Source organism: Pseudomonas mosselii (assembly GCF_019823065.1).
In the GTDB taxonomy this organism is placed as follows: Bacteria; Pseudomonadota; Gammaproteobacteria; order Pseudomonadales; family Pseudomonadaceae; genus Aquipseudomonas; species Aquipseudomonas mosselii.
The window spans coordinates 1,774,765-1,797,603 of the sequence record NZ_CP081966.1 but is presented as its reverse complement, the minus strand read 5'-3'; the positions used below and the strand labels follow the sequence as shown (position 1 = coordinate 1,797,603).

General features: G+C 63.8%; 27 protein-coding genes and 1 tRNA gene. 26 read left to right on the top strand and 2 right to left on the bottom strand.

Annotated elements, in window-relative coordinates; translation table 11 throughout:
- The first annotated feature begins 40 nt into the window (after window positions 1-40).
- On the top strand, window positions 41-451 hold the full coding sequence (locus K5H97_RS08170) for a PA2817 family protein (RefSeq protein ID WP_028690969.1): 411 nt from the start codon (window positions 41-43) through the stop codon (window positions 449-451).
- Between the two features lie 63 nt (window positions 452-514).
- Here K5H97_RS08170 and K5H97_RS08165 read toward each other — a convergent pair whose 3' ends face one another.
- Together K5H97_RS08165 and K5H97_RS08160 are read right to left on the bottom strand one after the other, a co-directional pair.
- Window positions 515-739: a hypothetical protein gene (locus K5H97_RS08165; RefSeq protein WP_028690968.1), complete on the bottom strand. Its 225-nt coding sequence runs from the start codon at window positions 737-739 to the stop codon at window positions 515-517.
- 248 nt (window positions 740-987) lie between these two features.
- Window positions 988-1,063, bottom strand: a tRNA-Gly gene (locus K5H97_RS08160).
- A gap of 871 nt (window positions 1,064-1,934) precedes the next feature.
- Between K5H97_RS08160 and K5H97_RS08155 the strand changes: the two genes are divergently transcribed.
- From K5H97_RS08155 to K5H97_RS08035, 25 genes are all read left to right on the top strand, one after another.
- Entirely contained in the window at window positions 1,935-2,687 is a 753-nt protein-coding gene (locus K5H97_RS08155) for a hypothetical protein (RefSeq protein WP_028690967.1), read from the top strand.
- Window positions 2,688-2,805: 118 nt separating this feature from the next.
- Entirely contained in the window at window positions 2,806-3,018 is a 213-nt protein-coding gene (locus tag K5H97_RS08150) for an AlpA family transcriptional regulator (RefSeq protein WP_009459729.1), read from the top strand.
- A 42-nt stretch (window positions 3,019-3,060) separates the two neighbouring features.
- The gene (locus tag K5H97_RS08145; protein ID WP_028690966.1) at window positions 3,061-3,936 is read left to right on the top strand and encodes a ParA family protein; all 876 of its coding nucleotides are present in this window, start codon (window positions 3,061-3,063) and stop codon (window positions 3,934-3,936) included.
- On the top strand, window positions 3,920-4,168 hold the full coding sequence (locus tag K5H97_RS08140) for a hypothetical protein (protein WP_019726333.1): 249 nt from the start codon (window positions 3,920-3,922) through the stop codon (window positions 4,166-4,168). The genes K5H97_RS08145 and K5H97_RS08140 overlap by 17 nt, the downstream gene beginning before the upstream one ends.
- Window positions 4,161-5,819, top strand: coding sequence for a ParB family protein (locus K5H97_RS08135; RefSeq protein ID WP_028690965.1), 1,659 nt, complete (start codon window positions 4,161-4,163; stop codon window positions 5,817-5,819). The genes K5H97_RS08140 and K5H97_RS08135 overlap by 8 nt, the downstream gene beginning before the upstream one ends.
- Before the next feature lie 15 nt (window positions 5,820-5,834).
- The gene (locus K5H97_RS08130) at window positions 5,835-6,395 is read left to right on the top strand and encodes a DUF2857 domain-containing protein (RefSeq protein ID WP_023093474.1); all 561 of its coding nucleotides are present in this window, start codon (window positions 5,835-5,837) and stop codon (window positions 6,393-6,395) included.
- A 3-nt stretch (window positions 6,396-6,398) separates the two neighbouring features.
- A complete protein-coding gene (locus K5H97_RS08125; RefSeq protein WP_028690964.1) occupies window positions 6,399-7,631 on the top strand; it encodes an STY4528 family pathogenicity island replication protein in 1,233 nt (410 codons plus the stop codon).
- A gap of 318 nt (window positions 7,632-7,949) precedes the next feature.
- A complete protein-coding gene (locus tag K5H97_RS08120; RefSeq protein WP_028690963.1) occupies window positions 7,950-8,729 on the top strand; it encodes a PFL_4669 family integrating conjugative element protein in 780 nt (259 codons plus the stop codon).
- Complete coding sequence (locus K5H97_RS08115; RefSeq protein ID WP_028690962.1) at window positions 8,726-9,253, top strand: DUF3158 family protein; 528 nt, start codon at window positions 8,726-8,728, stop codon at window positions 9,251-9,253. Before K5H97_RS08120 ends, K5H97_RS08115 begins: the two co-directional genes overlap by 4 nt.
- Before the next feature lie 73 nt (window positions 9,254-9,326).
- Entirely contained in the window at window positions 9,327-9,767 is a 441-nt protein-coding gene (locus K5H97_RS08110; protein WP_028690961.1) for a single-stranded DNA-binding protein, read from the top strand.
- 283 nt (window positions 9,768-10,050) lie between these two features.
- Window positions 10,051-12,063 carry a DNA topoisomerase III gene (locus tag K5H97_RS08105; protein ID WP_028690960.1) on the top strand — a complete coding sequence of 671 codons (2,013 nt, stop codon included), beginning with the start codon at window positions 10,051-10,053 and terminating at the stop codon, window positions 12,061-12,063.
- 519 nt (window positions 12,064-12,582) lie between these two features.
- Complete coding sequence (locus K5H97_RS08100) at window positions 12,583-14,190, top strand: DNA cytosine methyltransferase (RefSeq protein WP_023103930.1); 1,608 nt, start codon at window positions 12,583-12,585, stop codon at window positions 14,188-14,190.
- A 242-nt stretch (window positions 14,191-14,432) separates the two neighbouring features.
- Window positions 14,433-14,990: a hypothetical protein gene (locus tag K5H97_RS08095; RefSeq protein WP_023103929.1), complete on the top strand. Its 558-nt coding sequence runs from the start codon at window positions 14,433-14,435 to the stop codon at window positions 14,988-14,990.
- A gap of 330 nt (window positions 14,991-15,320) precedes the next feature.
- Window positions 15,321-15,533, top strand: a complete 213-nt coding sequence (locus tag K5H97_RS08090; protein WP_003290186.1) for a hypothetical protein — start codon at window positions 15,321-15,323, stop codon at window positions 15,531-15,533.
- A gap of 21 nt (window positions 15,534-15,554) precedes the next feature.
- A complete protein-coding gene (locus tag K5H97_RS08085; protein WP_017512401.1) occupies window positions 15,555-15,947 on the top strand; it encodes a hypothetical protein in 393 nt (130 codons plus the stop codon).
- 173 nt (window positions 15,948-16,120) lie between these two features.
- On the top strand, window positions 16,121-16,807 hold the full coding sequence (locus K5H97_RS08080) for a hypothetical protein (RefSeq protein WP_017512402.1): 687 nt from the start codon (window positions 16,121-16,123) through the stop codon (window positions 16,805-16,807).
- A gap of 80 nt (window positions 16,808-16,887) precedes the next feature.
- Entirely contained in the window at window positions 16,888-17,625 is a 738-nt protein-coding gene (locus K5H97_RS08075) for a DUF5983 family protein (RefSeq protein ID WP_017512403.1), read from the top strand.
- Between the two features lie 97 nt (window positions 17,626-17,722).
- The gene (locus K5H97_RS08070; protein ID WP_009459701.1) at window positions 17,723-18,001 is read left to right on the top strand and encodes a hypothetical protein; all 279 of its coding nucleotides are present in this window, start codon (window positions 17,723-17,725) and stop codon (window positions 17,999-18,001) included.
- A gap of 289 nt (window positions 18,002-18,290) precedes the next feature.
- Window positions 18,291-19,103 (top strand): hypothetical protein, encoded by an 813-nt coding sequence (locus K5H97_RS08065; protein WP_023103925.1) that lies wholly within the window; start codon window positions 18,291-18,293, stop codon window positions 19,101-19,103.
- A 124-nt stretch (window positions 19,104-19,227) separates the two neighbouring features.
- Window positions 19,228-19,581, top strand: coding sequence for a DUF3085 domain-containing protein (locus K5H97_RS08060; RefSeq protein WP_009459699.1), 354 nt, complete (start codon window positions 19,228-19,230; stop codon window positions 19,579-19,581).
- Between the two features lie 368 nt (window positions 19,582-19,949).
- The gene (locus K5H97_RS08055; protein ID WP_023103924.1) at window positions 19,950-20,867 is read left to right on the top strand and encodes a DUF3577 domain-containing protein; all 918 of its coding nucleotides are present in this window, start codon (window positions 19,950-19,952) and stop codon (window positions 20,865-20,867) included.
- A gap of 57 nt (window positions 20,868-20,924) precedes the next feature.
- The gene (locus K5H97_RS08050; protein WP_023103923.1) at window positions 20,925-21,614 is read left to right on the top strand and encodes a DUF3275 family protein; all 690 of its coding nucleotides are present in this window, start codon (window positions 20,925-20,927) and stop codon (window positions 21,612-21,614) included.
- Between the two features lie 94 nt (window positions 21,615-21,708).
- Complete coding sequence (locus tag K5H97_RS08045; RefSeq protein WP_023103922.1) at window positions 21,709-22,032, top strand: hypothetical protein; 324 nt, start codon at window positions 21,709-21,711, stop codon at window positions 22,030-22,032.
- 101 nt (window positions 22,033-22,133) lie between these two features.
- The gene (locus tag K5H97_RS08040) at window positions 22,134-22,541 is read left to right on the top strand and encodes a hypothetical protein (protein ID WP_023103921.1); all 408 of its coding nucleotides are present in this window, start codon (window positions 22,134-22,136) and stop codon (window positions 22,539-22,541) included.
- Window positions 22,542-22,557: 16 nt separating this feature from the next.
- Window positions 22,558-22,818: a hypothetical protein gene (locus K5H97_RS08035; RefSeq protein WP_023103920.1), complete on the top strand. Its 261-nt coding sequence runs from the start codon at window positions 22,558-22,560 to the stop codon at window positions 22,816-22,818.
- Window positions 22,819-22,839 lie beyond the last annotated feature (21 nt).

Below are 22,839 nucleotides of genomic sequence, written 5' to 3'. Positions count from 1 at the left end.
TACTCCGCCCCCCGTTTCAACCACCCCGAGGACCGCCGCCATGGCCAACCCCCACCTGGAATACCACCTGCAACTGCTCCACCACCTGCGCACCATCCTGGCCGCGCTGGGTGAAGCCGAACAGGTCCCGGAGGAAAGCCACGCCCTGTTCCTCGAGCGCTTCGACGAACTGCTCACCCTGCTGCCGCAGGACCCGCTGCAAAGCCAGTACCTGGGCCAGGACCTGATCTGCCAGGTGATCCAGCGCTATCCCCAGATCGCCCATCTGGTACCGCGTGATCTGCTGTGGTTCTTTGGTGGGGATTGCTTGCATTTCATGCCGGATGACGAGCTGGAGCTTTACCAGACGCTGGAAGAGCGACGCTACGAGGCAGAGCAGAACGGCGAAGCGTTTGATTGGCACCAAGAAAAGCAACTGCTAGCCAAGCCTGCTCAGGGTGATATTCACTGATGTAGATGCATCCCGGCCCCATTTGGGCCGGGAACCCCAATCACCTGAGCGGGACAAGTGAATTCACTCCGCCAAATCACGATCTAGCAAATCAGGGGGAATCCTAGCCTTACCCCCGAAAAAATGATGCGCCGAAGAACATAAGAACTCTGCTTCCAGTCGAAGTCGTTCTACCTGAGAAGGGGGCTGCTGCCCTTTACTTTCTTCATAACGCCTCCACGCATCGACCGCCCGTTTACATATCTCCAGCTGGACTTCCAAATCCGTCTTTTCGATCGTCACGGTCATTGCTCCTTCCTTGTTCAAGGCAGAATGGAGTGGGATCAGGCGCGCCCAACATTCTCCCCCGACAGAGTAATAACTGATGGTATGAGTACGAACATCGGGCACGTAACGAGTAGCGCCATGCCGTTGTACGCCCTCAGACGACATTCGCCAACTAGCAAAATTGATAGGTGTGCTGAGCCAGCTCGCCCCAAAAACCAACCACGCGAGCAAAAAAAAACGCCACTTCAAAAGAAGTGGCGTTTTCAATGTGGAGCGGGAAACGAGACTCGAACTCGCGACCCCGACCTTGGCAAGGTCGTGCTCTACCAACTGAGCTATTCCCGCAGGGTGAAGCTTTACCGCATGTAGCCTGAAGCGCCTTGACGACCTTCAGCACCGGCACCGTCGGAACGATGCGTTAAAACTGGAGCGGGAAACGAGACGTGTACTAGGACAGTAAGTCGTTGTTTCCCAATCACTTTCTTCGTTGGGCTGGCCAGCGAAGACCTCAATTGTAGCCTTGTTTTTCGTCCTCGGCAACAAATTCGTCCAAAGAGTTCCACAGACGTCCAAAGAGCTGCACTCAGCACACCAGACCCACGATCGGTACATCGTCGTAGGCAACTCCCTCGAACTCATCATCCACGCCCGGTCGTCTGCCCCGCATCCATCACCGCGAAGACGATCAGGCAGATGGTTCTGGTGATGGCACAGCTCGGATGCCACCTAGGAACGCCTGCACCACAACTCACAGGCGACCTTCTGGTCAAGCTCCTTTGAAAGAACGCGCATGCTGGCCACCGCGTTTCCGCACACGATTCTTTGTCGATATATCAGGATGACGGGGCAAGCATGACAGGCGCCGGTTTGCTGCGTCCGACTGGACATTCGAGGACGATTGCGGCCCCCTCACGCTTCCTGAGACCGCTGGCATATCAGGTCATACCTAGACGGTTTTGCAGAAACCGTAACTTCTCACGACCCTGATAGCGTGAGCGTCGCTGTCGAGCCTACGTCCCGATGCTCGACCTTCTGATCGATGATTTTTGCACATCGAACACACGACGACTACCAGTTGCGCGAACTGGTGAGAAGTATTCAAACCACATGACGAAGCGGCCTTCGGGACCCACTTCCTACACAAGCGACAGGCCGACCATGAGGTCGGCGACAAAGGAGTCGGTCATGTAGTTCTTCTCCTGGAAGGAGACGGAGCATGCACGAGAACAAGAATGATGCACCAACATCAAAGGTGTTCTATCGCCCGATCGAAGCGTCCATCCGCTGGGCCGGGCTGCTGCGATACGAGCAGGTGATCCTGGCTTCGATTTCGTCGCCAAGGCGCCTGCCGCAGTCGTTGGACTGTCCACGTTGTGACGAGCTGCGGCTTTGCACCGAACGCATCTTCGACGGCATCCTCAATGGAGAACTGCCCTTCGGACGGAACGGCATCACGACGCGCGATTCCGCGCTGATCGACTCCCCTGATCTGACGGTGCGCCACGTCGATCTGAAGCGCTGGATGCGCCAGCACTATCCCGAGCAACGACCGTGCTTCCTTTTCTCCCGGAGCGAGCGCATCGCCCATCCCTTCATCTCGGTGGAAACTGGGCAGGCGATGCTAGTCGAGCGCCTGGCCCTGAAGTCCACCTTGGACCAGTACAAACGCCAACTGCATGAGCTGCAGGAAAAGCACGGAGCGCTTCTCAAGCAGATGGCGCCCTCTGCTGGCGCACAGTGCCTGATCAGTGATCGCGCCGAAGCCACCTACCTGAACATCATCGGCAGCATGCTGGACCTGATGCTCGGCCAGTCGCCTTCCGGCGTTCCGTACTCCAGCTTCAAGACGCAGGAGGCGGTGGTCAGCGCGTTGGTCGCCCATCACAGCGGCGCAATGGGGATCGCGGAGCGGACGCTAAACGGCAAGTTCGCCACGGCCAGACGCCGGCTGCGTAGCGCAACAGTCTGAGGTTTTCCATCTTGTATGTGCAATCGCGGAGATTGCATTTGCAATGTCTTTTCCCATCCATGTCTATTGAATGGAGGTCACGCCAACAAACGCCACTGAGCGTTCAGGAGTGACCGCCATGTCGCAAACACCTGCACTGCCCGCAAGCGAGCGCCGCATCCTGCGGCTTGATGAAGTCGAAACCAAGTCGGGTTTCAAACGCGCCCACATCTACAACCTGATGCGCAAAGGCCTGTTCCCGAAGGCGCTGCGCCTGGGCGTGCGCGCGGTCGGTTGGGACTCCATCGAGATCGATCAGTGGATCGCCGAGCGCGTCAACAACCGGGCCTGACCCGTTCTCCAGCGGACTTCCCATCCTCACACGGAGAACGCCATGCAGGTCGTATCCATCATTTCAACCAAAGGTGGCGTCGGCAAGACCACCACGGCCGCGAACCTCGGCGGGCTTGCCGCGGACGCGGGGCTGCGTGTACTGCTGCTCGACCTCGACGTGCAGCCCACCTTGTCCTCGTACTACGAGCTAGGCCACCGCGCACCTGGTGGCATCTACGAGTTGCTGGCCTTCAACGAGCGCGACCTCGGGCTGCTTGTGTCCCGCACGAACATCGAGGGCCTGGACTTGGTGCTCTCCAACGACCACCGAGGCGAGCTGAACACTTTGCTGCTGCACACGCCGGATGGGCGCCTACGGTTGCGCCATCTCTTGCCGGTCCTGGCGCCTCTCTATGACCTGGTGCTGATCGACACCCAAGGTGCGCGCTCGGTGCTGCTGGAGATGGCGGTGCTCGCCTCCAACCTCGCGCTGTCGCCCGTGACCCCGGAAATTCTCGCGGCGCGCGAGCTGCGGCGCGGCACCATGCAGTTGCTCGAAGACATTGCGCCCTACCGGCACCTGGGCATCGAGCCTCCACCTCTGCATCTGCTCATCAATCGCGTCCACCCTGTGTCAGCCAATGCACGGCTGATCCAGCAGGCCCTGCGCGATCTTTTCCAGGACCACGCCGGCATCCGCGTGCTGGCCACCGACGTGCCGGCCATCGAGGCGTATCCGCGTGCAGCTACGCGCGGATTGCCAGTGCATCGGGTCGAATACCGCCAGCCGCCGGGCAGAGTCGCCCTCGCCGCGCTCGACACCATGCGCGGCCTCGCAGACGAACTATTTCCGCAATGGCGGCACCGATTTGCCATGGTGTCCGGCCGTCCGCCACACCCTCTTGATGCCGGGAGGTCCCATGGCGAACGCACATGAGCTAGCCCGAGGCCACAAGCGGCTTCGCGCCCTGATCGAGTTCGCGGTTGGCGAAGGTTGGCACGTCAAACGCACGCCTGGCGGCCACCTCAAGTTCACCAAGCCTGGCTGCGCCGCGATCTACACCAGCTCGACGGCAAGCGACCACCGGGCGACCCTGAATGCCCGTGCGCAAATCCGCCGCGCCGAGCGCGAGGCCCGATACCAAGCGCAGGGAGGCGGCCATGGCTGAGATCACCTCCCAGCAGATGGCTGGCAAGCTGCTCGCGGCCGGGTTCGAGCGCAGCGGCCCGTCAGCCTCGACCTTGAGCGACCCGATCGCCGACACCCCCATGGTCGTGACCCTAGATCAGTTGCGCCCCTACGACCACGATCCCAGGAAAAAACGCAACCCGGCCTACGAGGAAATCAAGGCGTCCATCCGCGAGCGCGGTCTGGACGCAGCGCCGGCCATCACTCGCCGACCAGGTGAGTCCCACTACATCATCCGCAACGGTGGAAATACTCGGCTGGCGATCCTGCGCGAACTATGGTCAGAGACCAAGGACGAGCGGTTTTTCCGTGTATCGTGCCTGTTCCGGCCGTGGCCCAGCCGCGGCGAAGTCGTCATGTTGACCGGCCACTTGGCCGAGAACGAATTGCGCGGGGGCCTCACGTTCATCGAGCGCGCCCTCGGCGTCGAGAAGGCGCGCGAGTTCTACGAGCAAGAAAGCGGCACCACCTTGAGCCAGTCCGAGCTGGCCCGCCGCCTCGCCGCCGATGGCTTCCCGGTACAACAGTCGCACATCAGCCGCATGAACGACGCGGTGCAGTATCTCCTGCCCGCGATCCCCACCGTGCTCTATGGCGGTCTCGGTCGCCATCAGGTCGAACGCCTGTCGGTCATGCGCAAAGCCTGCATGCTCGCGTGGGAGCGCTACGCCAAGGGTCGCCCACTGGTTCAGGACTTCGACGAATTTTTCCAGGAAGTGCTGTCGCAATTCGACGTCCAGGCCGACGAGTTCTCCGCGCAGCGTGTACAGGACGAGCTGATCGGCCAGATGGCCGAGATGCTGGGTGTCGATTACGACGTGCTCGCCCTGGACATGACCGAATCCGAGAGCCGGCAGCGCGCCTTGGTCAGCGACCCAACGCCGCCATCGACGCCGCCTGCGTTGCCGGAGCCGGGAACCATCGCGCGCCCACCTGCCAACACTGCGCCACCCATCGCAGGGGCTGCATCCGCAGCGCCGCCTGCAGGCCGACCTGCGGCAACGCCTTCGACGCGCGAGAGCGACACGGATGCCAGCCAGGCAAGTCCGGCCAACCCTGCGGTGGGTGGCGATCTGCTTCGGGAGCACATCGTCTCGCCGGCACCGACGACCGAACGGCTCCAGTCCATTCAGCGCATGGTCGCCGACCAGTTGGGTGATGCGCTGCCGCTCGACTTCTCGGCGAGTGTCTTGCAGTCCATCCCTGTGCAGGCTGGCGGGCTCTATCCGATCTCCGATGTCTGGTACATCGATCCCGGCGTGGACACAGCCGAGCGCCTGCGCATCCACATCGCACAGTTCGCCCGCGAAATCGCGGGCGAGGCAGACCTGGACGAGTGCATTGATGACCGTGCAGAGGGTATCGGTTTCGTCTGCCGGGCCCGCACCCAAAGCTCGGCACCGCTGGGCCGTGCCGTCCTCGCGCTGTTAGCGTGCCTGGCCGGTCAGCGGCCCGCCGACGTCGGCCTGCACGACGGGCAAATCGTCATCGAACTGCCGGCGCTGCTGCACGGCCAGGGTGATGCGGCCCAGCGATTGAGCGATACCTCGCTGGTCAAGCTGTTCCGGCTGCTGCGGCTGGCCCGGCGCCTGCTCGACCTTGAAGCCGGCGCTGAAGGCGTTGGAATGTGAGCGAGGGAGGCCAGCATGTCCGCACCACACCCACTCAACCAGGCCGTCATCGCCCAGGCCCTCTATGACCTGCGCAATGGGCAACTGCGCCGGTGCAAACTGATGGGGTTTGGCGAGGAAGAACTGGACGCCCTCAAGCATCCCGCGCTGATCAGCGTGCTCGCCAACGCTAACGTCTCCTGGTGCTCGGTGACGGTCAACCGCGAAGTGCTCCGGCGACTGCTCAAGCAGGCGCAGGACGTGGAGAAGGAAATCGCCACGGTCGATCGCATGCTCAGGCTGGGCGCGAGCACCGAGATGGTCAGTCGGTTCTATGGCCTGACCCACCAGGAGGTGGCGCTTCGCCGCGAAATCCTCGGCCTGCCGAAGCGCAAGGGCCGCCACCCCGTGCTGGACGAGAAACAGGACACGGAGCTGTGGCGGCAATGGAAGGCCGTGACCGGCAGCAGGAATGTCGATCTCGAAGACGAAACCTCCATCCTCGACGCTACCATGGACTTGGCCGAAGGCATGTCGCTGCCTCTGTCGGTGGTCTGGGCCTCGATCAAGAGCTGGGTCGATCAGGGATTGGGTTGAGCCATGGCCGTGGACGACACCGCACCACGCCGTGGCCCCGTCGCACTCGCGGATCTGTTCGATGCTGCCCTGAAAGACCTCGCGCCCAAGCCCAGCCCCAGTGCGCCAGCACCCGTGCCTACGCCGACGCCCGCCACGTCAGGCGATGCCTTCCTCTTCAGCGGCAACCGGCACGAGACCGTGCCGCGGCGGCTGTTCCTCGACCGTCGCCTGACGCCGCTGGAGCGCAACGCCTGGCAGGTGTTCCGGCTGATGCTCAACGACGACGGCATGACAGCCTTCCCGACGTATGAGCAGCTTCGACCCTGGCTGGCGTCGATGCCCTGCGCCGGGCAGGCCTCGCATGAAACCGTGGCCCGAGCGTTGACGCTGTTGCGCCTCACCCGATGGTTGAGCCTGGTACGGCGACGGCGTGACCCCAAGACCGGCCGCATCCTCGGCAACCTCTACGTTCTGCACGATGAACCACTGACGCCCTTCGAGGCCATGCAGCTCGACGCCGACTACCTGGCACTGGTCAGCCAGTCCCTCGGCCATTCGGCCAAGGCTGTCCAGATGGTCGGTCTGAACACCCTCAAGGAGATCGCGGAAGATCCGATGCTCTCCGGACGCACACTGCCGTCGCGGCTACAGGTCCTGGCCGAACGCCTCGCCAGCCAAGGCATCACGGCCGCCGAAAGTTATCCACAGGAGGATGCCGCCCACGATTCCGAAGAAGGAGCATCGAGCCTTCTTCGGAATGCGGACGACCCGTCTTCGGAATCCGAAGCAGGGGCGAAACCCGCGCCAGACGCCTCTCTTCGGAATCCGAAGCAGGCCCGTACAGTACGTAGTAGTCGTATTAATGAAGTACGTACTACCGCGCAGGCGCGCGCGCTGGGCGATCTGCAATGGCCCAAGCGCTTCACGGAACTGAAGGCAGAGCAGCAGACAGGTGCCAGGGTGGCATTGCAGCAGGTCGATGCCGCGCTGAGACAGGCCGTGCTGGACGACTGGGCCGCACGATGCAGCAGTCATGGCATCCGCAATCCTGCGGGGTATCTGTTCGGCATCATCCAGCGCGCCATCCATGGCGAGTTCAATGCCTGGGCCAAGAAAGACGCGCCATCGGCACCCGTCCCGCCAAACGAGCGGCCACCAGCAGCACCGCCACCTCAGCCGCAGGGTAAGCCAGTGCCGCCGGAAGTCGCCAAGCAGCACATCGAGCGGCTACGCAATCTGCTCGCCAGCAAGTGAGCCGGCATGCAAGTCGGTGAAAGTAGATGCCCATGGCCGCCAATAGAGCTATCCCCTGGGGATAGTTCCGCTGCTGGGCACAACGCCAAGTTGTCGCAGGCCTGGGATCGACCATCTGCCGCAGCATCGGTGTTGCCTACCCTGATCCCGGCGTGCAGCGTTCGTTGACGCTCCATGGAGCTATCCCCTGGGGATAGCTCGCGCCGCATGCAACCGCCGCGCCCTAAACCGGGGCCCGCCGGGATTCGGATTCTTGACTGACTGCCTTCCGCTTCCTGCCGAAGCTGGCCGCTCCTTTTCCAACAACGAGCGGACACCATGGCAACCAATGAACCTCTGCAACTGAATCTCGGCTCCCTGCGCAGCGCGATGTCGCTGACCCTGCACACCCATCACGCTTCCCGCATCTGGCACGGCCGCGCCGCCGCCGAGGGGCGACCGGGCATCGTCGGCCTGAACGGCTACATCGCCCAGATGAACAAGATGCGGCGGGGCTCGGAGCAGGACGACCCGTACTCGGACTGGTGGATGCTGCGCATCGAGGACAAGCTCGACCAAACCAAGGTCACGCTGCAATCGCTGCGCGAGCAGGTGGACCAGGCGCTGGCGAGCGTGCCACCGGCGCTCAGCCTGGGCGAAAACCTCAACGTGCAGCCGGTCAAGCTCCCGCTCTTCGTCAACGCGCAGCTCGGCTTTGCCGCGGTCTATCTCCTGGCCGACTACGACGACATCGCCCGCAAGCTGATCCTCGCCCACCACACCGCGCTCATCGACCGCAGCACCTTGGAACGCTGGCTCAACGAGGGCGCGCACGCGCTGCGCAGCCTGTTCTCGCTGGCCCAGCAGTATCGCTACTCGGGCTGCACCCGCGACGATTTCGCGGCGAAGAACGCCGCTGCGCGAGTCGCGCTGGAGAAGTACGGCGAACTGCCGCAGGAGGTGCTGGAGGGGACACGCCGCTCGAAGTTTGCGCCACCCGTCGTGCGCCGTGGCCTGCAACAGCGCGGCGACGGTCCTGCCACAGCGCCTCCGCCCAGCGACGAAGCCGCCACCGCAGAGCCGCCCGAAGCGTCAGCCGGCGAGGACGAGCCCGCATGAACGATCTGAACCAACCGACCCGCTACTTCCGGGGCCTGCAACAGGGTGCCTTCATGCGGCTGGAACACGCGGCCTCTCTAAAAGGCCTTTTAAAGCCTTTTAAGGGTAAAGGGGACTTCGAGGCCTGGGCCAGCCAGTGCTTCGCCATGCGCGACGAGTTGATTGCCCTGGCACAGCGACAGGTGCTGGAGCAAGCATGCGGGCACCCCTTCCACCTTCTGCCCATCGAACTGGCCCAACAGACCACTGGCGCAGGAACCGTCTTCTTGCGCTGGCGCAGGCACGACAGGTCGGCCATGGGCGTGGCGCTGTGGCGGGAGCTGATCGCCAGCAGCAGCACACCCGTCAACCTGCTGGCCGACCTGCACGCGATCGAGCTGCAGCGCATCACGTTGAACATGCAGATCAGCCTGCTGCACACCTTGGGCAGGCAGGCGCAGGAATGCGCCAGCAAGGCCGCCGAGGCGGACGACGCCTACCTGCACCGGCTCACGTCCGTTCCTGCCGCAATGCGCGATCGGTGATTGCGCCGGGCATCCCAGCACGCGCCCGGCGCCGACGAGGCACGGGTATTTCAACCACCACGGAGATCACACCATGAGCACGCATTTTTCTGGCGAAGGCAACATCGGCTCGCCACCGGAGTACCGCGAATTCCCCAACGGCAATGACGAACCCAGCCGCTTGCTGCGCCTGAACGTCTATTTCGACAACCCCGTACCCAAGAAGGATGGCACCTTCGAGGACCGCGGCGGCTTCTGGGCGCCGGTGGAAATCTGGCACCGCGACGCCGAGCACTGGAAGGACCTGTACCAGAAAGGTATGCGCGTGCTGGTCATCGGCCGCATGGAGCGCGAGCCTTGGACGGACAACGAAGATCAGCCGCGCGAGACCTGGCAGATCAACGCGCGCAGCGTCGGCATCCTGCCGTACCGCATCGAGTCCGTGGCCCTCAGTCCGAAGCCGCAGGAGGCAGAACCGAAGCCACAGGCTGCCCAGGAATCGACCGCGCCGAAGGAGGCGAAGCGCAGGAAGTGAACCGGCATGGAGGGCGGCCGCCGTAGTGCTTCGCCGCCCTCCATGCACCCCGCAAGCTATCCCCTGGGGATAGCTCCATCAACGTCCATCGACTTCCACGCGCTCCCGCAAATCGCGGCTACTGGTCCGCACACCTGCGGCCACGCGCCATCCCCGCCCGAGCCATTCCATCGGCGTGAAAGCGGTCGCCGGCGCATGCGGCTTGTTTGCTGCTACCCCAGGTGGCGCTCGGCATCCTCGATTCCAGCAACTCCATGAACAACGGGAATCGGGATGGACGGACATGCGGCTGTTCTTGTGCGAGAAGCCCTCCCAGGGCAAAGACATTGGCCGAATTCTCGGTGCCACGCAGCGCGGTGAAGGCTGCCTCAACGGTTCCGGCGTCACCGTCACCTGGTGCATCGGCCATCTCGTCGAAGCGGCAGCCCCCGAGGTCTATGACGCGGCGCTCAAGCGCTGGTCGCTGGAGCAGTTGCCCATCATTCCTCAGCACTGGCGGGTCGAGGTCAAACCTAAAACCGCCACGCAGTTCAAAGTCGTCAAGGCGCTTCTGGCTAAGGCGACCCAGCTTGTCATCGCCACAGATGCCGACCGCGAGGGCGAGTTGATCGCCCGCGAGATCATCGACCTGTGCGGCTACCGCGGTCCCATCGAACGGCTGTGGTTGTCGGCGCTCAACGATGCGTCCATCCGCGCGGCACTCGGCAAGCTCCGGCCATCGGCCGAGACGCTGCCGATGTACTACTCGGCGCTGGCGCGCTCTCGGGCGGATTGGCTCGTCGGCATGAACCTCAGCCGCTTGTTCACGGTGCTGGGACGGCAGGCCGGCTACGACGGCGTGCTGTCGGTAGGCCGCGTCCAGACCCCCACGCTCAAACTGGTCGTGGACCGCGACCGCGAGATCACCGCCTTCGTGTCCGTGCCGTACTGGGCCATCGACGTGTCCCTGTCCGCCGGTGGCCAGACTTTCGCCGCGCAGTGGGTTCCCCCGAAAGCATGCACCGACGACGCCGGCCGCTGCCTGCAGCAGCCCATCGCGCAGCACGCCGCGCAGCAGATCCGCGCCGCGGACAGCGCCCAGGTGGTGGCGGTCGAAACCGAGCGCGTGCGGGAAGGCCCGCCGCTGCCGTTCGACCTGGGGACCTTGCAGGAGGTGTGTTCCAGGCAGCTTGGGCTCGATGTGCAGGAGACCTTAGACATTGCTCAGGCCCTATACGAGACGCACAAGGCCACGACGTACCCGCGCTCCGATTCGGGCTACCTGCCCGAAAGCATGTTCGCCGAGGTGCCAACGGTCCTCGACAGCCTGGTCAAGACCGATCCCTTGCTGCGACCGATCATGGACCAGCTCAACCGCACTCAACGCTCACGCGCCTGGAACGACGCGAAGGTGTCTGCTCACCACGGCATCATCCCGACGCTCGAACCGGCGAACCTCTCGACCATGAGTGAGAAGGAACTGGCAGTGTATCGGCTGATCCGGGCGCATTACCTGGCGCAATTCCTTCCTCACCACGAGTTCGACCGCAATGTGGCGAACCTCTCCTGCGGCCAGCAGACGCTGGCGGCCACCGGCAAGCAGGTCGTCGTCAAGGGGTGGCGCCTGGTGCTGGCCGAACCGCAATCCGAGGAGGATGGCGACCCTGCGGCGCGCAGCCAGGTACTGCCCGCGCTGCGCGAGGGCCTGGCATGTCAGGTGGCCGACGTCGATCTGAAGGCGCTCAAGACGCTGCCCCCTCGGCCCTATACGCAGGGCGAGTTGGTCAAGTCCATGAAGGGCGTCGCCAAACTGGTCTCGGACCCGCGCCTGAAACAGAAGCTCAAGGATACGGTCGGCATCGGCACCGAAGCGACGCGGGCCAACATCATCAGTGGCCTGCTGACGCGGGGCTACCTCGTGAAGAAGGGCCGCGCCATCCGTGCCTCGGATGCGGCCTTCACCCTGATCGACGCGGTGCCCACAGCGATTGCCGACCCAGGGACAACCGCCGTCTGGGAACAGGCGCTGGACATGATCGAAGCTGGACAGCTCACGCTGGACGTATTCATCGGCAAGCAGGCTGCATGGATCTCACAGTTGATCGCGCAGTACGGCAGCACGTCCCTGTCCATCAAGGTTCCCCACGGACCGCCTTGCCCACAGTGCGGCGCACCGACGCGCCAGCGCACCGGCAAGAGCGGCCCATTCTGGTCGTGCAGTCGCTACCCCGACTGCAAAGGCACGCTGCCGGTCGAATCCGGCACGTCCAAGCGTGGTGCCTCGCGCCCGCGCCGCAGCGGCCGCAAAGGCTCCTGACCGACCCCGTTCCCCGTGAACCGTGCCCGCCATCGGCGGCGCGGCCTGTGTTCCGCACGCCCTGCGGGACGCCCAGCGCGCAACGCCTTCTTGTCCGTGTGCGCGTCCCGCTTGGTCATCCCCGGCCGCGGGACCTGAAGGTAGCTTCTCCGCGAACCGCCTCCTGCGCGTTCTGCTGATCTGCATTTCTCCCGCCTCTGCGAAGGGTCCCCCGGTGGCTTGCCAAGCTGCGCGAGCCACCCGGAGACCCTTCGTGGTCAGCGGTATTCGGTGCCGGTGCCCGCCGGCGCAAAAACGGGCTCCCTTTGTGCGCGGATGTGCGCCAGACGATGCCGGCGCGAACCACGACATGCGCCGGGTGTGATTGCTGATGAGCAGACGGTTCTAGCGACGACCGGGCCTGCACCAGCCCACGGGTGGTTCTGTCCTCCCGAGCCGAAGGCCGCAGGGCCTTCGGCGCCTTTCTCCTGCCTATCAACGTCCCGGCCCGCCCCGGGCCACACGAACAGGAGACCCGACATGAACCCGCAACCTTGCACCCTTCGCGGTGCGCCCCAGGCCGCGCCACTGCTGTACGGCAGCGTGTGCAGCGGCATCGAGGCCGTGAGCCTCGCATGGCAACCCCTCGGCCTCAAAGCCGCGTGGTTCGCCGAGATCGAGCCGTTCCCGAGCGCCGTGCTCGCCCACCGTTACCCCCATGTGCCCAACCTGGGCGACATGACCGCGATCGCCCGTCAGGTGCGCGCCGGCACCGTGCCGGCGCCCGACATCCTGGTCGGCGGCACGCCGTGCCAGTCGTTCAGCGTTGCCGGCGCGCGCCAGGGGTTGAACGACCCGCGCGGCGCCTTGACCCTTGCCTATGTGGAGCTTGCAAATGCCATCGACCAAACCCGCCACCAAGACCGCCGCCCGCCGGCAACGCTCGTCTGGGAAAACGTCCCCGGCGTCCTCAACGACCGCAGCAATGCCTTCGGGCATTTCCTGGGCGCACTGGCCGGAGAAAGCCGTGCGCTCCAGCCGCCAGGGGAAAAATGGGCGCACGCTGGTTGTGTGTCTGGACCCCGCCGCCGCATCGCCTGGCGCGTGCTCGACGCTCAATATTTCGGTGTCGCCCAACGCCGCAAGCGCGTGTTTCTTGTGGCATGTGGTGGTGATGACCTCGATCCCTCCGAAGTACTTTTTGAGCGCACAGGCCTGCGCGGGGATTCTTCTGCGGGCCGCGCGCCGTGGCAAGAAGCTGCCCGCGCTGCTGGACCGGGTGCTGCAGCAGCAGGCGGATACGCAGGATTCGCTGGACTGAACCAGCCCTACGGCAAGGTCACGACGACGTTCGGATTCAGCGGCGGCATTGGCCCCGTCGATGTTGCGGCATGCCTGATGGCCGCGGGTCCCAAGCACGACATCCGCACCGAGACGTTCATGGTGCAGTCCATCGCCGGCAGCATCGCCCACACCCTCGACACCGCCAACAACGGCAAGGGCAGCAGCGAGGACGGTACGGGAAAGGGCGTGCCGATCATCGCCTTCACCGCCCAGGGCAGCGGCGCGGACGCCACGATCGACCTGACGCCGACGCTGCGTGCCGGCGGGCATCGCAACAGCCATGCGAACGCAGGCGTCGTGCCCGCCATCGCCTTCGCGCAGAACAACCGCGGCGAAGTGCGCTTCGAGTCGGGCCATGGACAGGTGTCTTGCACCGTCCTGTCCAACGGCAAGCCGGGCTACGGTGTGCCGATGGTGGCCTGCGTTGCCCTGCGGGGACGGACGCAGGGTCTTGCTGCCGAACTGGGCGGAAGCGTTGCGGCGGCGTTGCGTACCAGCGGCGGCGGCGCAGACAAGCCCCATGTCCTGGCCCCCGACTTCGAGGCACATTTCCGCTACGACTGGAATGAATCCGGTGCAGCGGACTGGTCGCAATGGCGGGTGCGGCGGCTGATGCCCATGGAGTGCGAGCGGCTGCAGGGCATGCCCGACGACTACACGCTGATCCCGTATCGCGGCAAGCCTGCCGCAGACGCTCCGCGCTACAAGGCGATTGGCAACTCCATGGCCGTCCCGTGCATGGCTTGGCTGGGCAACCGGCTGGTGCAGTGCCTGCACAAGACGGACTCGACCGCTTCGGATTGATCGACGACGCAGCCTGCCGGCCGCGCCATTCTCCCCCTGCATTGCCGATGTATCGGCAGCAGCCCGCAGCCAGGGTGTCAAGGCTGCCGTGGGTTCCGCCCACGCCACCCACCAGTTCGCTTCGGCATCTCACCGGCGAACGCTGCCCACCGGGGCATCGATGCCTCCTTTCTCCAACCCACGGGATGGTCGCCACGTCCCGTCAGGGGCATGTCGCCACCCGGTCGATTTCAGGACTTCCCATGGACACCATCACCAAGCAAGACCGCATCACGCTGAAGAACCTCAAGGTCGCCGACTTCGCCAGCGAGGAAACGCTGTGCTTCACCGCGACCATCGTGTTCGACGGCACTCCCATCGCCGAGGCCCGCAACGACGGGCATGGCGGCTCGACATTCCTCCGCGCGCTCAACGGCAAGACGACGCTGCTGGCTCAGGCCGAAGCCTTTGCCAAGGGCTTGCCGCCTGCGCCGCTCGATCTAGGCCAGGAGGGTGAAGACCCTCATTACATCGACATGACGCTCGACTTCCTGGTCGATGAACTGGCCGATGCCATGCACGCGGAGCGCAAGGTGCGAGCCGCCTTCAACCGCGACATCGGCAACAAGGTGCTGTTCATCAAGGACGGCAAACTGCTGTTCATCAAAGGCATCAAGCTCAAGGCTATCGCCGACCGCAAGGCGTACTTCGCTTCGCTGCGCACCAGGCAGGCCCAGCCCATCGTCATCCTCGCCGAGCTTCCGCCCGAGCGGGCATTCGACCTGTGGAAGCAGCATGTCCTGGGCGACAAGCCCGATTGACCCAGCGCCACCGCACCCTCCTGACAGCCCCGTACTCGATGCGGGGCTTTTCTTTTCCTGTGCTCATCAATCGGGGCTGGGCCGAATGCCGTTTTCCAACTGACGCGGCGCAGCCCTCGCACGAAGCTGCCTGCATGTTCGCTGATTCGTCAGCACATGCCAGCAGCCAGGGTTCCAGGCTGCCGCGGGTCTCTCCCGCGTCACCCACCAGTCCGCATCGCATCAATTCTGCGGATGAGCGTCCCCGTGACGCTGATGCTTTTTATCAACCGCGTGCGGGAGCTGCCATCCCGTGAGGGACAAGGCCCCGCTTTTCCAAGGAGCCCGTCCATGTCCCAGCAAGCCTCTTTCGGCCAGTTGGCCCTGACCTACTGCGGCAAGTTCCTGCCGCTCGAAGTCTTGCAAAGCGCCGCCGGCCACTACATCGGCACGCGCGATACCGAAGGTCCCGTTTCGCGGGAATCCCGCGAGTACTTCCGCAGCTATGCCGCGGCTCAACGCGCCCTCGAAAGAGGCGGCTGGTCCCAGCTCGCCATTCCCTGATCCAACTGGAGAAATCACGTCATGAACCAGCTACTGCCGCGGGAAGTCGTCGATCAGATCATGCGGGAAGAGCAGCATTTCGCTGCCGCGCCCCAAGCCTTCTTCGAGGCCTGGAAGCGCGGTGTCGAGATTGCTGGTCCCGAGTGGTTCGGCGACGGCACCCGTGAAGGCCTGAACCAGGCCAAGACCAAGTGGGATTTGCGTCCCGACATGCTGCGGCTCAACGATGCCCTCGGCGTCCTGAGCAGCGGCGAACGCATGTTCCTGTCCGCCATGGTCAGCTTCTACAACGCGCGCGAGGGCGGTGCCATGCTCAAGCGCTGCCGCTTCCACGGGCTGTCGGACTTCGACGGTCTCGATCTGGAACGCCGCAAGGTCATCGCCGACCTGCTGGTGAACTACAGCGGTTGGTGAGCCGGTCTCCGGCACGCCACTGTCCTCTCGATCCCCCCGTGAGGGACATGCGCCCATAAGGCCATGTCCCTCAATTTTTCTTCCCCATCGCCCGACGCCAACGGCCTTGGGCTATTCCCTGCGGACGCCATCGTCCGCATGGGCTGGCTCCGCTCTTCTCGAAAGGAGCCAGCATGGCAAACAACTACTACGAAGGCACGGGCGTTCTCGTGCTCAACCGCGTTACTCCCGTCATCAAGGCACTGTTCGGTGCTTTCGCGCTCGACGAAAACCATCCCGGCAATGGGCAGGCCTACATCGCCCAGATCGCCGAAACCAATGATCCACGCTGGACAGATGTGCTGGACGGTCTGGAAAACCTGGCCACACAACTCGGCATCCCCATGCCCGACGACGAAGAGTTGTCGATTCCGCCTCTGCTTGAACGGCTGGCCGCGCACTTCGGTGCTGACCAGGACGGGGAGCTGGAGAACCTGATCGAGCACCACCAATTCGAGGACGGCGCCGACCTGGAAGCCCTGCTTCTGATCGCTACCCGCTTCGATGACGGCCATAACCTGACCGCCATCCAGTTTGAGGGCTGCTGGTATTGCAGCAAGCCAAGGCTATTCGAGTTCGGCGGCAACGGCTGCTACCTGAGCCGTGAGGTCCAGGTCTTCAGAACGTCCTCGCAGGCGCTTCAACTCGGCGATCAACTGCGCAACACCATCCTGGCCGCCGACATCGAAGAGGCCTCAGCGTTGATCGCGCTGGAGGCCGCCAACCTGCTTGCCGGCATCACCGATGAGCAATTTCGCCTAAATGTGCGCCATCGCATCGCCGAACGGCTGGTTCAGACGCCAACGATCAGCGCCGACTGACGCATTTTCCACTTTCAACCAACCGGGTCCAATTCCCGGTGGCGGAGATTGGCCCCAATATTCAAATCTGGAGAGTTCCCATGTCCCAGAAACCCAATCCCTTTCTCCGCGGCTACTGGAATCTGAAAATCGTCCGCACGCTGTGCATCGGCTACGACGACGGAAGCCCGCATGTCTGGCGAATCATCCACGCGAGTCAAAAGCACTTTTCCGACGAGGAACTGATTTCATCCTCGTGCATCGTCACCAGCGATTTCGCCGTGGTCAGGAATGGTCCCGAACCCGTGAGTGCCGAGGTGCTGGCCGAATGCGATACCGCAGAAGGTGTCAGCGGCGAAGGTGTAATCGGTGCCGTGGTCTATGCCATCCATGGCGACGACTTCGACGGTCGCCCCATCCACGTCGGCGACGCCTATTCGGCAGAGGCAGCGCGGGAAGTCGTACAGCGCCTGAGTTTCGAGACCGGCTACTACAGCCGGTGCTGGGAAATCAGCAGCGCACACATCAGCCAAGAAACCGGCCAATACCTCGCCAACCTGGCAGACCTCGCTACGCCGGAGGCATTCCTGTTCATCGCGTTCCGGGTTCCGTACAGCCCGGCGATCGGCATCAAGCTGATCTCCACTCCCTGGACGGACAAGAACCTGGACCACGCCGAGGGCATCAGTGCGGAGCAGCTTCGCCAGGAGCACCGAAGCAAGGGTATGCCGGATGACCTGGCGAACGTCATTGAACTGGCTGGCCAGGCCGACGTGCGCATCCTGATTCTCGACGCCGACGCACCCGTGCTGTTGGGCCTGCCGTTGGCCGAATCCTAGCAGCCGCTCGACGCAACATCCTTCCTCTTTGTTCTCCCCCATACCGGCCCGTCTCCCTCCCGGAGCCGGGCTGGTCCATTTTCATAGGAGCAACCTCATGTTCCCCGACCTCATCTCGCGCACGCCAGACTTCGAGCACCAGCTCGGCGCCTGCGTCAATGCCATGGGCCAGGACGACGCCATCGGCCAGATCCTGGTATTCGAGCGCATGAGCGGCACGCTGCACATGCGCCATATCGCCAGCGCCGACCTGGTGGACACCGACATTGACGACTACGAAATGGTCGTCTTCGACGGTGGCAACACCAGCGGCGATACATGGAAGCATGTCTTCTTCCCACGTCAGCGCGAGCACTACTTCGTGTACGAAGCCTGACCCAACCAAGCCCCTTTTCGAGGGGCTTTTTCTTGTCCGCAGCGCAGGAAAGCGGGTGCGACGCTGTGCGATTTCTTGCAGGCAGGCCGCCCATTCCAGAGCCATCCTTGCTCCATGTTCGTCGGCGTTGCCGACACATGCCCTGGCAGCCGAGACCTTCAAGGCTGCAAGTGCGGGAAACCGTGCTGGTCGTTTCTTCCTATGGACGTACCCCGTCCGTTCACGCCACCCACAAGGGACCTCTCCCTTGCGGGCGGGGAATCCCTTGTTCTTCCTCAAGGAGATTCCCATGGACCGTTCCCTCATCAAATCCATGATGCCTTCGCTTGTCGCGGGCCATGTCCCTCGCAACGTGCGTTCGTTCAAATACCGCGTATTCGATGATCAGCCGCAGTCCTCGACGTTGGGCTTCGCCATTGACCCTCAGCCCTTCAACGGCAAGGTAGTCTCCGCGACCGACGATGCCATCGTCGTCAAGCTCAAGCCTTCCGAGTTCGCCGTGCTCGATCCCAACCTGGTGACCACCGTTCCCAGCGAGGGCGCCAAGGTCCATGTCCAACCCTACGCCCGGCGACGTTTCGACGGGCTTCGCGCGGACACCCCGGAAGTCGTCACCGAGAAGACTTCGGATGGCACGCCTTACACCATCACGAGGCATATCCTTGGCAAAGCACCCGCCAAGCTGCCCATTCCCGAGCCGCAGTGCATGGAGCTGGGCCAACTCATCGAGCAGTTGGAGGAGATGCCCGCGCCCGACGGGTTCCGGTGCATCACCCACATGCTGGTCGATGCAGGTGCCCGCGACTTCGCCTGGGTCGATCCCAAGCCCTCCAGGATCATCGAGACCCCGCCGGCGATCAGCTTCACGGTCTCAACCACCAAGTTCGAGGGTCAGGTGACGATCCTCTACGACCGTGGCGGCGACACCTACGTGGTGGAGCTGCACCGCGACGGTGAGTTGGTCGATAGGCACGACGAGGTGTATTTCGACATGCTCGGTGAAGTGCTGGAGCGGCTCATCGACGACGGGCGCTGGCGCCTGATCGACGTGAGCGTGATCGACGCCAAAGCCTTTCGGCAACGTCAGGCGGTTCCAGCCTGACGTGCCAGACAGGAAGCCTAGCGGCACGACTGATCAGTCCACAGCCTACCGGCGACTGCCCCACAAGCCTTCCATCCGTTTCGGTGGAGGGCTTTTTTCTTCATCCATACAGGAGATTTCAACCATGTCACTGCGATTCAGAGGCTCCGACCTGCGCCCCGTGCTTGCCGAAGCCATCGCCAACCAATGCCGCGTCGCCCTGGCCAAGGACCAGGGCGTGTACTTCCTCGCCGAGCGCGGAGAGCGCCGCCCCGATGGCCGCGTGAAGCTGCTGGCCTATGCCGTCGGCTGCAACCCGGATACCGACCCGTTCGATGACTGGTGGGAACTGGCACGCGCCGAGCTTGGCGGCGACGACTTCGGCGAGTTCTTCGACCCGAAAGACAGCGTTTTCACTCGCATTCTGCAAAGCTCAGATGATCTGGAGCTGTCCGCCACCGCTACGTATCTGTCGCTGGCGGCGGTGGAATCGGCGTAGTCCAAAAATGTCCGCATACCCCTTGAAGCCCCCATTTCGGGGGCTTTCTTTTGGGCGGAACTGGGCAGCCTGGAAAAAATGGGAAGCGCCCGGATGCCGATTGATTGCTGTCGCGCGCGCGAGGCCCGGCCATGCTGACCCCATGCCTGCTGACGTTGTCAGCGACATGCCAAGCAACCATCGGTCTTCAAGGTTGCGTCGCAGTTCCCACTGCGTGACCGAGCCAGCTCGCACCGCATCCATCCGCGAGCGGCCACCAGTCTCTGGTGGCGGATGCTTTCGCCTTATCGACCCACCGCGGGGTTACGCACCTTTCCCCGCATGCGTGGGGCTGGTGTGTCTCCGCTTCTTCCCTATGGAGATTCACCATGAACACCACGTCCAACGAGAAATCGTATTTCGACCTCCACACCTCGGGCATCGGCTACATCCAGCGTGTCCGTGAAGTGCCTGTCCGGGGCGGCCGCCGTGCGCAGCCTTTCCTGGCATGCACCGTTGCCGCGCTGGTCGGCCCCGCCAGGGACCCCAGCTACCGCTACTTCGACGTCAAGGTCTCGGGTGCCGAGGCCAAGAACCTCGTCCAGCGCTACATCGGCGTTGACGATCCCAAGCAGCGCCCGCTGGTGCGCTTCCGCCTCGGCGACCTGTGGGGCGATGCGTACATCCGCGACAAGGGCGAGCGCAAGGGTGAAGCCGCCGCGTCCCTCAAGGCGCGACTGCTCAAGGCCGAGCCGCTTGACCGGGCCGAACTGGCTTCCATCAAGCAGCACGAGCTGATCACCCGCGGCATCGGCTACCTCAGCCGTCCGAAGGACGTCACCCCCAAGGATGGCGATCCGTTCCTGTCGTGCTGCGTCGCGGCTCTGGCCGGGCCTGTCGGTGAACCGGACTATCGGTACTTCGACACCATCGTCGCCACCCCTGAAGCCGAGCACCTGGTTCGCCGGTGCGTGCAGGCCATCGAAGGGGACCGCAAGGTGCTGATCGCCTTCAAGTTGAACGACATGAAGATCGATCCGTACATCCGCACCAAGGGTGAGCGCGCCGGGGAGCCGGGAGCGAGCCTGGAATCGACGCTGATCCACATCGGTCTGATCAAGATCGACGGCACCCAGGTCTATCCGACGAGCCAGGCGCAAGCCGAGGCGTCGCAGGCCGAGGACGCACCCGCGCCCGAAGCCGAGGACGCCGCCGACACCGCTGCCGACCAGCCTATCGAGCCCGCCGAGCGCGAGCCCGCAGGTGAAGTCGAAGAGCAGGAGCCGGCATTGGCTGCTTCGTTCTGATCCGGCATGGCCCCTCACGGGGCCTTGCCTTTTTCCTATTCCTCAAGGAGAAGCATCATGGCAGTCACATCGGCACCCGAGAAATCGGCCACTCCCATCATCGTCCCGGGCCAGCTCGCGCTGCGCACCATTCATGGCCGCAACGGAAAGTTCAATGTTGGCAAGCTCGAATGCCAACTCGGAAAATTCACGATTAAAGACGCGGAGTTGGAGCAATACCCCGAGGGCAAGTATCAAGGGGAGTTCGTCCTTCGCTACATCTTCCTCAAAGGCTATCCGATCAGCGACGGCAGCATGCGTTTCGAGATGCGCGCCAACCTGGACGGTATGACACTTTTCGGCATCGACAAGCTGAGCAAGGCCGAAGCACATAGCTTCGCCCCGCAGGAAGTCGATCCGCTCGATGAAGATCAAGGGACACAGCCTGCGACAACGCCGGCCAAACCCGCCAAGGCATCCAGGTCCGCCAAACCTGCACCCGTGCAGACGTCCGCGGACCCGCTGGTCGATACCACGCCCTTCGGCGTGGACGCGCCGCCTGCTGCGGCTGCTGCCCCCGGCAGCACCGAGGATGGCGACGCCGCGCTGTTCGGCCTGTTGTGGCCGCTGGGCGAGTCTGTGAAGCTGGATTCGACCATCGACCGCCGCGCCCTGCGCGCCCAGATCGCCCGCCTGGGCGAACTGGGCTACGCGCTGGACTTCAAGACGCAGGAGTGGAGCCGCCAGGCCGAACTGCAACCTGCGTGATTGCAGACACCGCATCCGCGGTGTTCTTCATCCACCCGCTGGGGTTCCTTCCCCATGCGGGGGTGGCCTCGGCTTTCTTCTGGAGGTCTCCATCATGTCCACCATCACTTGCGATACACCCCGTTCCGCGCTGGACGAAACCGCGTGGCGCGCCGTTTGCAAGACGGCCGCCGAGCATGCCCAACGTGGTTGCGGCCTGTCCTGGGATCACTGGGTCACGCTTTTCAGCTCGGAGATCGACGCGCAAGCCAGTCGATTGCCGGAAAGCCAGCGCGTTCATGCGCTGGAAATCGCGACCCAGGAATGGGACTACGCAACACCTGCCGAACGGCAGGAAACCCAGGACTGGCTCGCTGAAAACGGCTGCTGTTCGCATGGGATCACGCTGGGTTGCTGCCCGGCCGGTTGCGGTTCCTAGCCCGCACTGCATTCCATCGCCGCACACGCGGCATTCCATCACCCGCTGGGGGTTCTTCCCCACGGGGAGGCCTCTGGCTCTACTTCTTCAGGAGGCCTCTCATGGGCTGGTATTTCTCTCCCCAATCGCGGTCTGAACTGATCGCCGAACTGATCGCACCGCAGGAGACCGAGCGCGCCAGCGTGAAGGTCATCGCCCACACGCTGCGCGGCAACGTCCTCTGGTCCGTCGCGGAAGTGACGGCCAGGGCCGAAGGCGTGCATCGTGATCTCGCGCCGGGCCAGTCCCTGCGCTACATCCGCTGCGATCTTCTGGAGCGCAGCGGCAACCAGTGGGGCTACAAGCCGCTGGACGAGTCCATGCACCCGTACTACTACTCGTGCCCGCTGTCCTATCTGGACCTCGCACCGGAGCAGTCCGCCGACTGGCGTGCAGGCGTTCGCGCCTACCACGCGCGGCGTCGTACACCCACGGTTGCCACGGCACCCGCCGCGGCACTATTGGCCTGAGCCAGGAGGAACCAACATGGACCCGATCCTGGCTGCGCTCCCCGCCTCGCTGTTAAAGCTCGTTGAAGGCAGTTTGTCCAACGACGAAGTTTCCTCCGACGAGGAAATGCTGGCGTACTTCATCGACAACGGCCTCACCGAGGAGCAGGCACGGCAGGCGCTGACCTATCGCGACCAGTACCTCAACAACATCTACCTGGACGGCTTCACGCCGATCACCGCGGTGGACGAGGCGCTTCACTTCAACCCGCACACCCGGCAGTTCGAGCCGGACTGAGCGGTTTTCTTCCACCCCCCC

Bases quoted from the DNA above. Each gene is read 5' to 3' on its own strand.
- K5H97_RS08170 (WP_028690969.1), top strand. From the start codon at position 41: ATGGCCAACCCCCACCTGGAATACCACCTGCAACTGCTCCACCACCTG.
- K5H97_RS08165 (WP_028690968.1), bottom strand. From the start codon at position 739: ATGACCGTGACGATCGAAAAGACGGATTTGGAAGTCCAGCTGGAGATA.
- K5H97_RS08155 (WP_028690967.1), top strand. From the start codon at position 1,935: ATGCACGAGAACAAGAATGATGCACCAACATCAAAGGTGTTCTATCGC.
- K5H97_RS08150 (WP_009459729.1), top strand. From the start codon at position 2,806: ATGTCGCAAACACCTGCACTGCCCGCAAGCGAGCGCCGCATCCTGCGG.
- K5H97_RS08145 (WP_028690966.1), top strand. From the start codon at position 3,061: ATGCAGGTCGTATCCATCATTTCAACCAAAGGTGGCGTCGGCAAGACC.
- K5H97_RS08140 (WP_019726333.1), top strand. From the start codon at position 3,920: ATGGCGAACGCACATGAGCTAGCCCGAGGCCACAAGCGGCTTCGCGCC.
- K5H97_RS08135 (WP_028690965.1), top strand. From the start codon at position 4,161: ATGGCTGAGATCACCTCCCAGCAGATGGCTGGCAAGCTGCTCGCGGCC.
- K5H97_RS08130 (WP_023093474.1), top strand. From the start codon at position 5,835: ATGTCCGCACCACACCCACTCAACCAGGCCGTCATCGCCCAGGCCCTC.
- K5H97_RS08125 (WP_028690964.1), top strand. From the start codon at position 6,399: ATGGCCGTGGACGACACCGCACCACGCCGTGGCCCCGTCGCACTCGCG.
- K5H97_RS08120 (WP_028690963.1), top strand. From the start codon at position 7,950: ATGGCAACCAATGAACCTCTGCAACTGAATCTCGGCTCCCTGCGCAGC.
- K5H97_RS08115 (WP_028690962.1), top strand. From the start codon at position 8,726: ATGAACGATCTGAACCAACCGACCCGCTACTTCCGGGGCCTGCAACAG.
- K5H97_RS08110 (WP_028690961.1), top strand. From the start codon at position 9,327: ATGAGCACGCATTTTTCTGGCGAAGGCAACATCGGCTCGCCACCGGAG.
- K5H97_RS08105 (WP_028690960.1), top strand. From the start codon at position 10,051: ATGCGGCTGTTCTTGTGCGAGAAGCCCTCCCAGGGCAAAGACATTGGC.
- K5H97_RS08100 (WP_023103930.1), top strand. From the start codon at position 12,583: ATGAACCCGCAACCTTGCACCCTTCGCGGTGCGCCCCAGGCCGCGCCA.
- K5H97_RS08095 (WP_023103929.1), top strand. From the start codon at position 14,433: ATGGACACCATCACCAAGCAAGACCGCATCACGCTGAAGAACCTCAAG.
- K5H97_RS08090 (WP_003290186.1), top strand. From the start codon at position 15,321: ATGTCCCAGCAAGCCTCTTTCGGCCAGTTGGCCCTGACCTACTGCGGC.
- K5H97_RS08085 (WP_017512401.1), top strand. From the start codon at position 15,555: ATGAACCAGCTACTGCCGCGGGAAGTCGTCGATCAGATCATGCGGGAA.
- K5H97_RS08080 (WP_017512402.1), top strand. From the start codon at position 16,121: ATGGCAAACAACTACTACGAAGGCACGGGCGTTCTCGTGCTCAACCGC.
- K5H97_RS08075 (WP_017512403.1), top strand. From the start codon at position 16,888: ATGTCCCAGAAACCCAATCCCTTTCTCCGCGGCTACTGGAATCTGAAA.
- K5H97_RS08070 (WP_009459701.1), top strand. From the start codon at position 17,723: ATGTTCCCCGACCTCATCTCGCGCACGCCAGACTTCGAGCACCAGCTC.
- K5H97_RS08065 (WP_023103925.1), top strand. From the start codon at position 18,291: ATGGACCGTTCCCTCATCAAATCCATGATGCCTTCGCTTGTCGCGGGC.
- K5H97_RS08060 (WP_009459699.1), top strand. From the start codon at position 19,228: ATGTCACTGCGATTCAGAGGCTCCGACCTGCGCCCCGTGCTTGCCGAA.
- K5H97_RS08055 (WP_023103924.1), top strand. From the start codon at position 19,950: ATGAACACCACGTCCAACGAGAAATCGTATTTCGACCTCCACACCTCG.
- K5H97_RS08050 (WP_023103923.1), top strand. From the start codon at position 20,925: ATGGCAGTCACATCGGCACCCGAGAAATCGGCCACTCCCATCATCGTC.
- K5H97_RS08045 (WP_023103922.1), top strand. From the start codon at position 21,709: ATGTCCACCATCACTTGCGATACACCCCGTTCCGCGCTGGACGAAACC.
- K5H97_RS08040 (WP_023103921.1), top strand. From the start codon at position 22,134: ATGGGCTGGTATTTCTCTCCCCAATCGCGGTCTGAACTGATCGCCGAA.
- K5H97_RS08035 (WP_023103920.1), top strand. From the start codon at position 22,558: ATGGACCCGATCCTGGCTGCGCTCCCCGCCTCGCTGTTAAAGCTCGTT.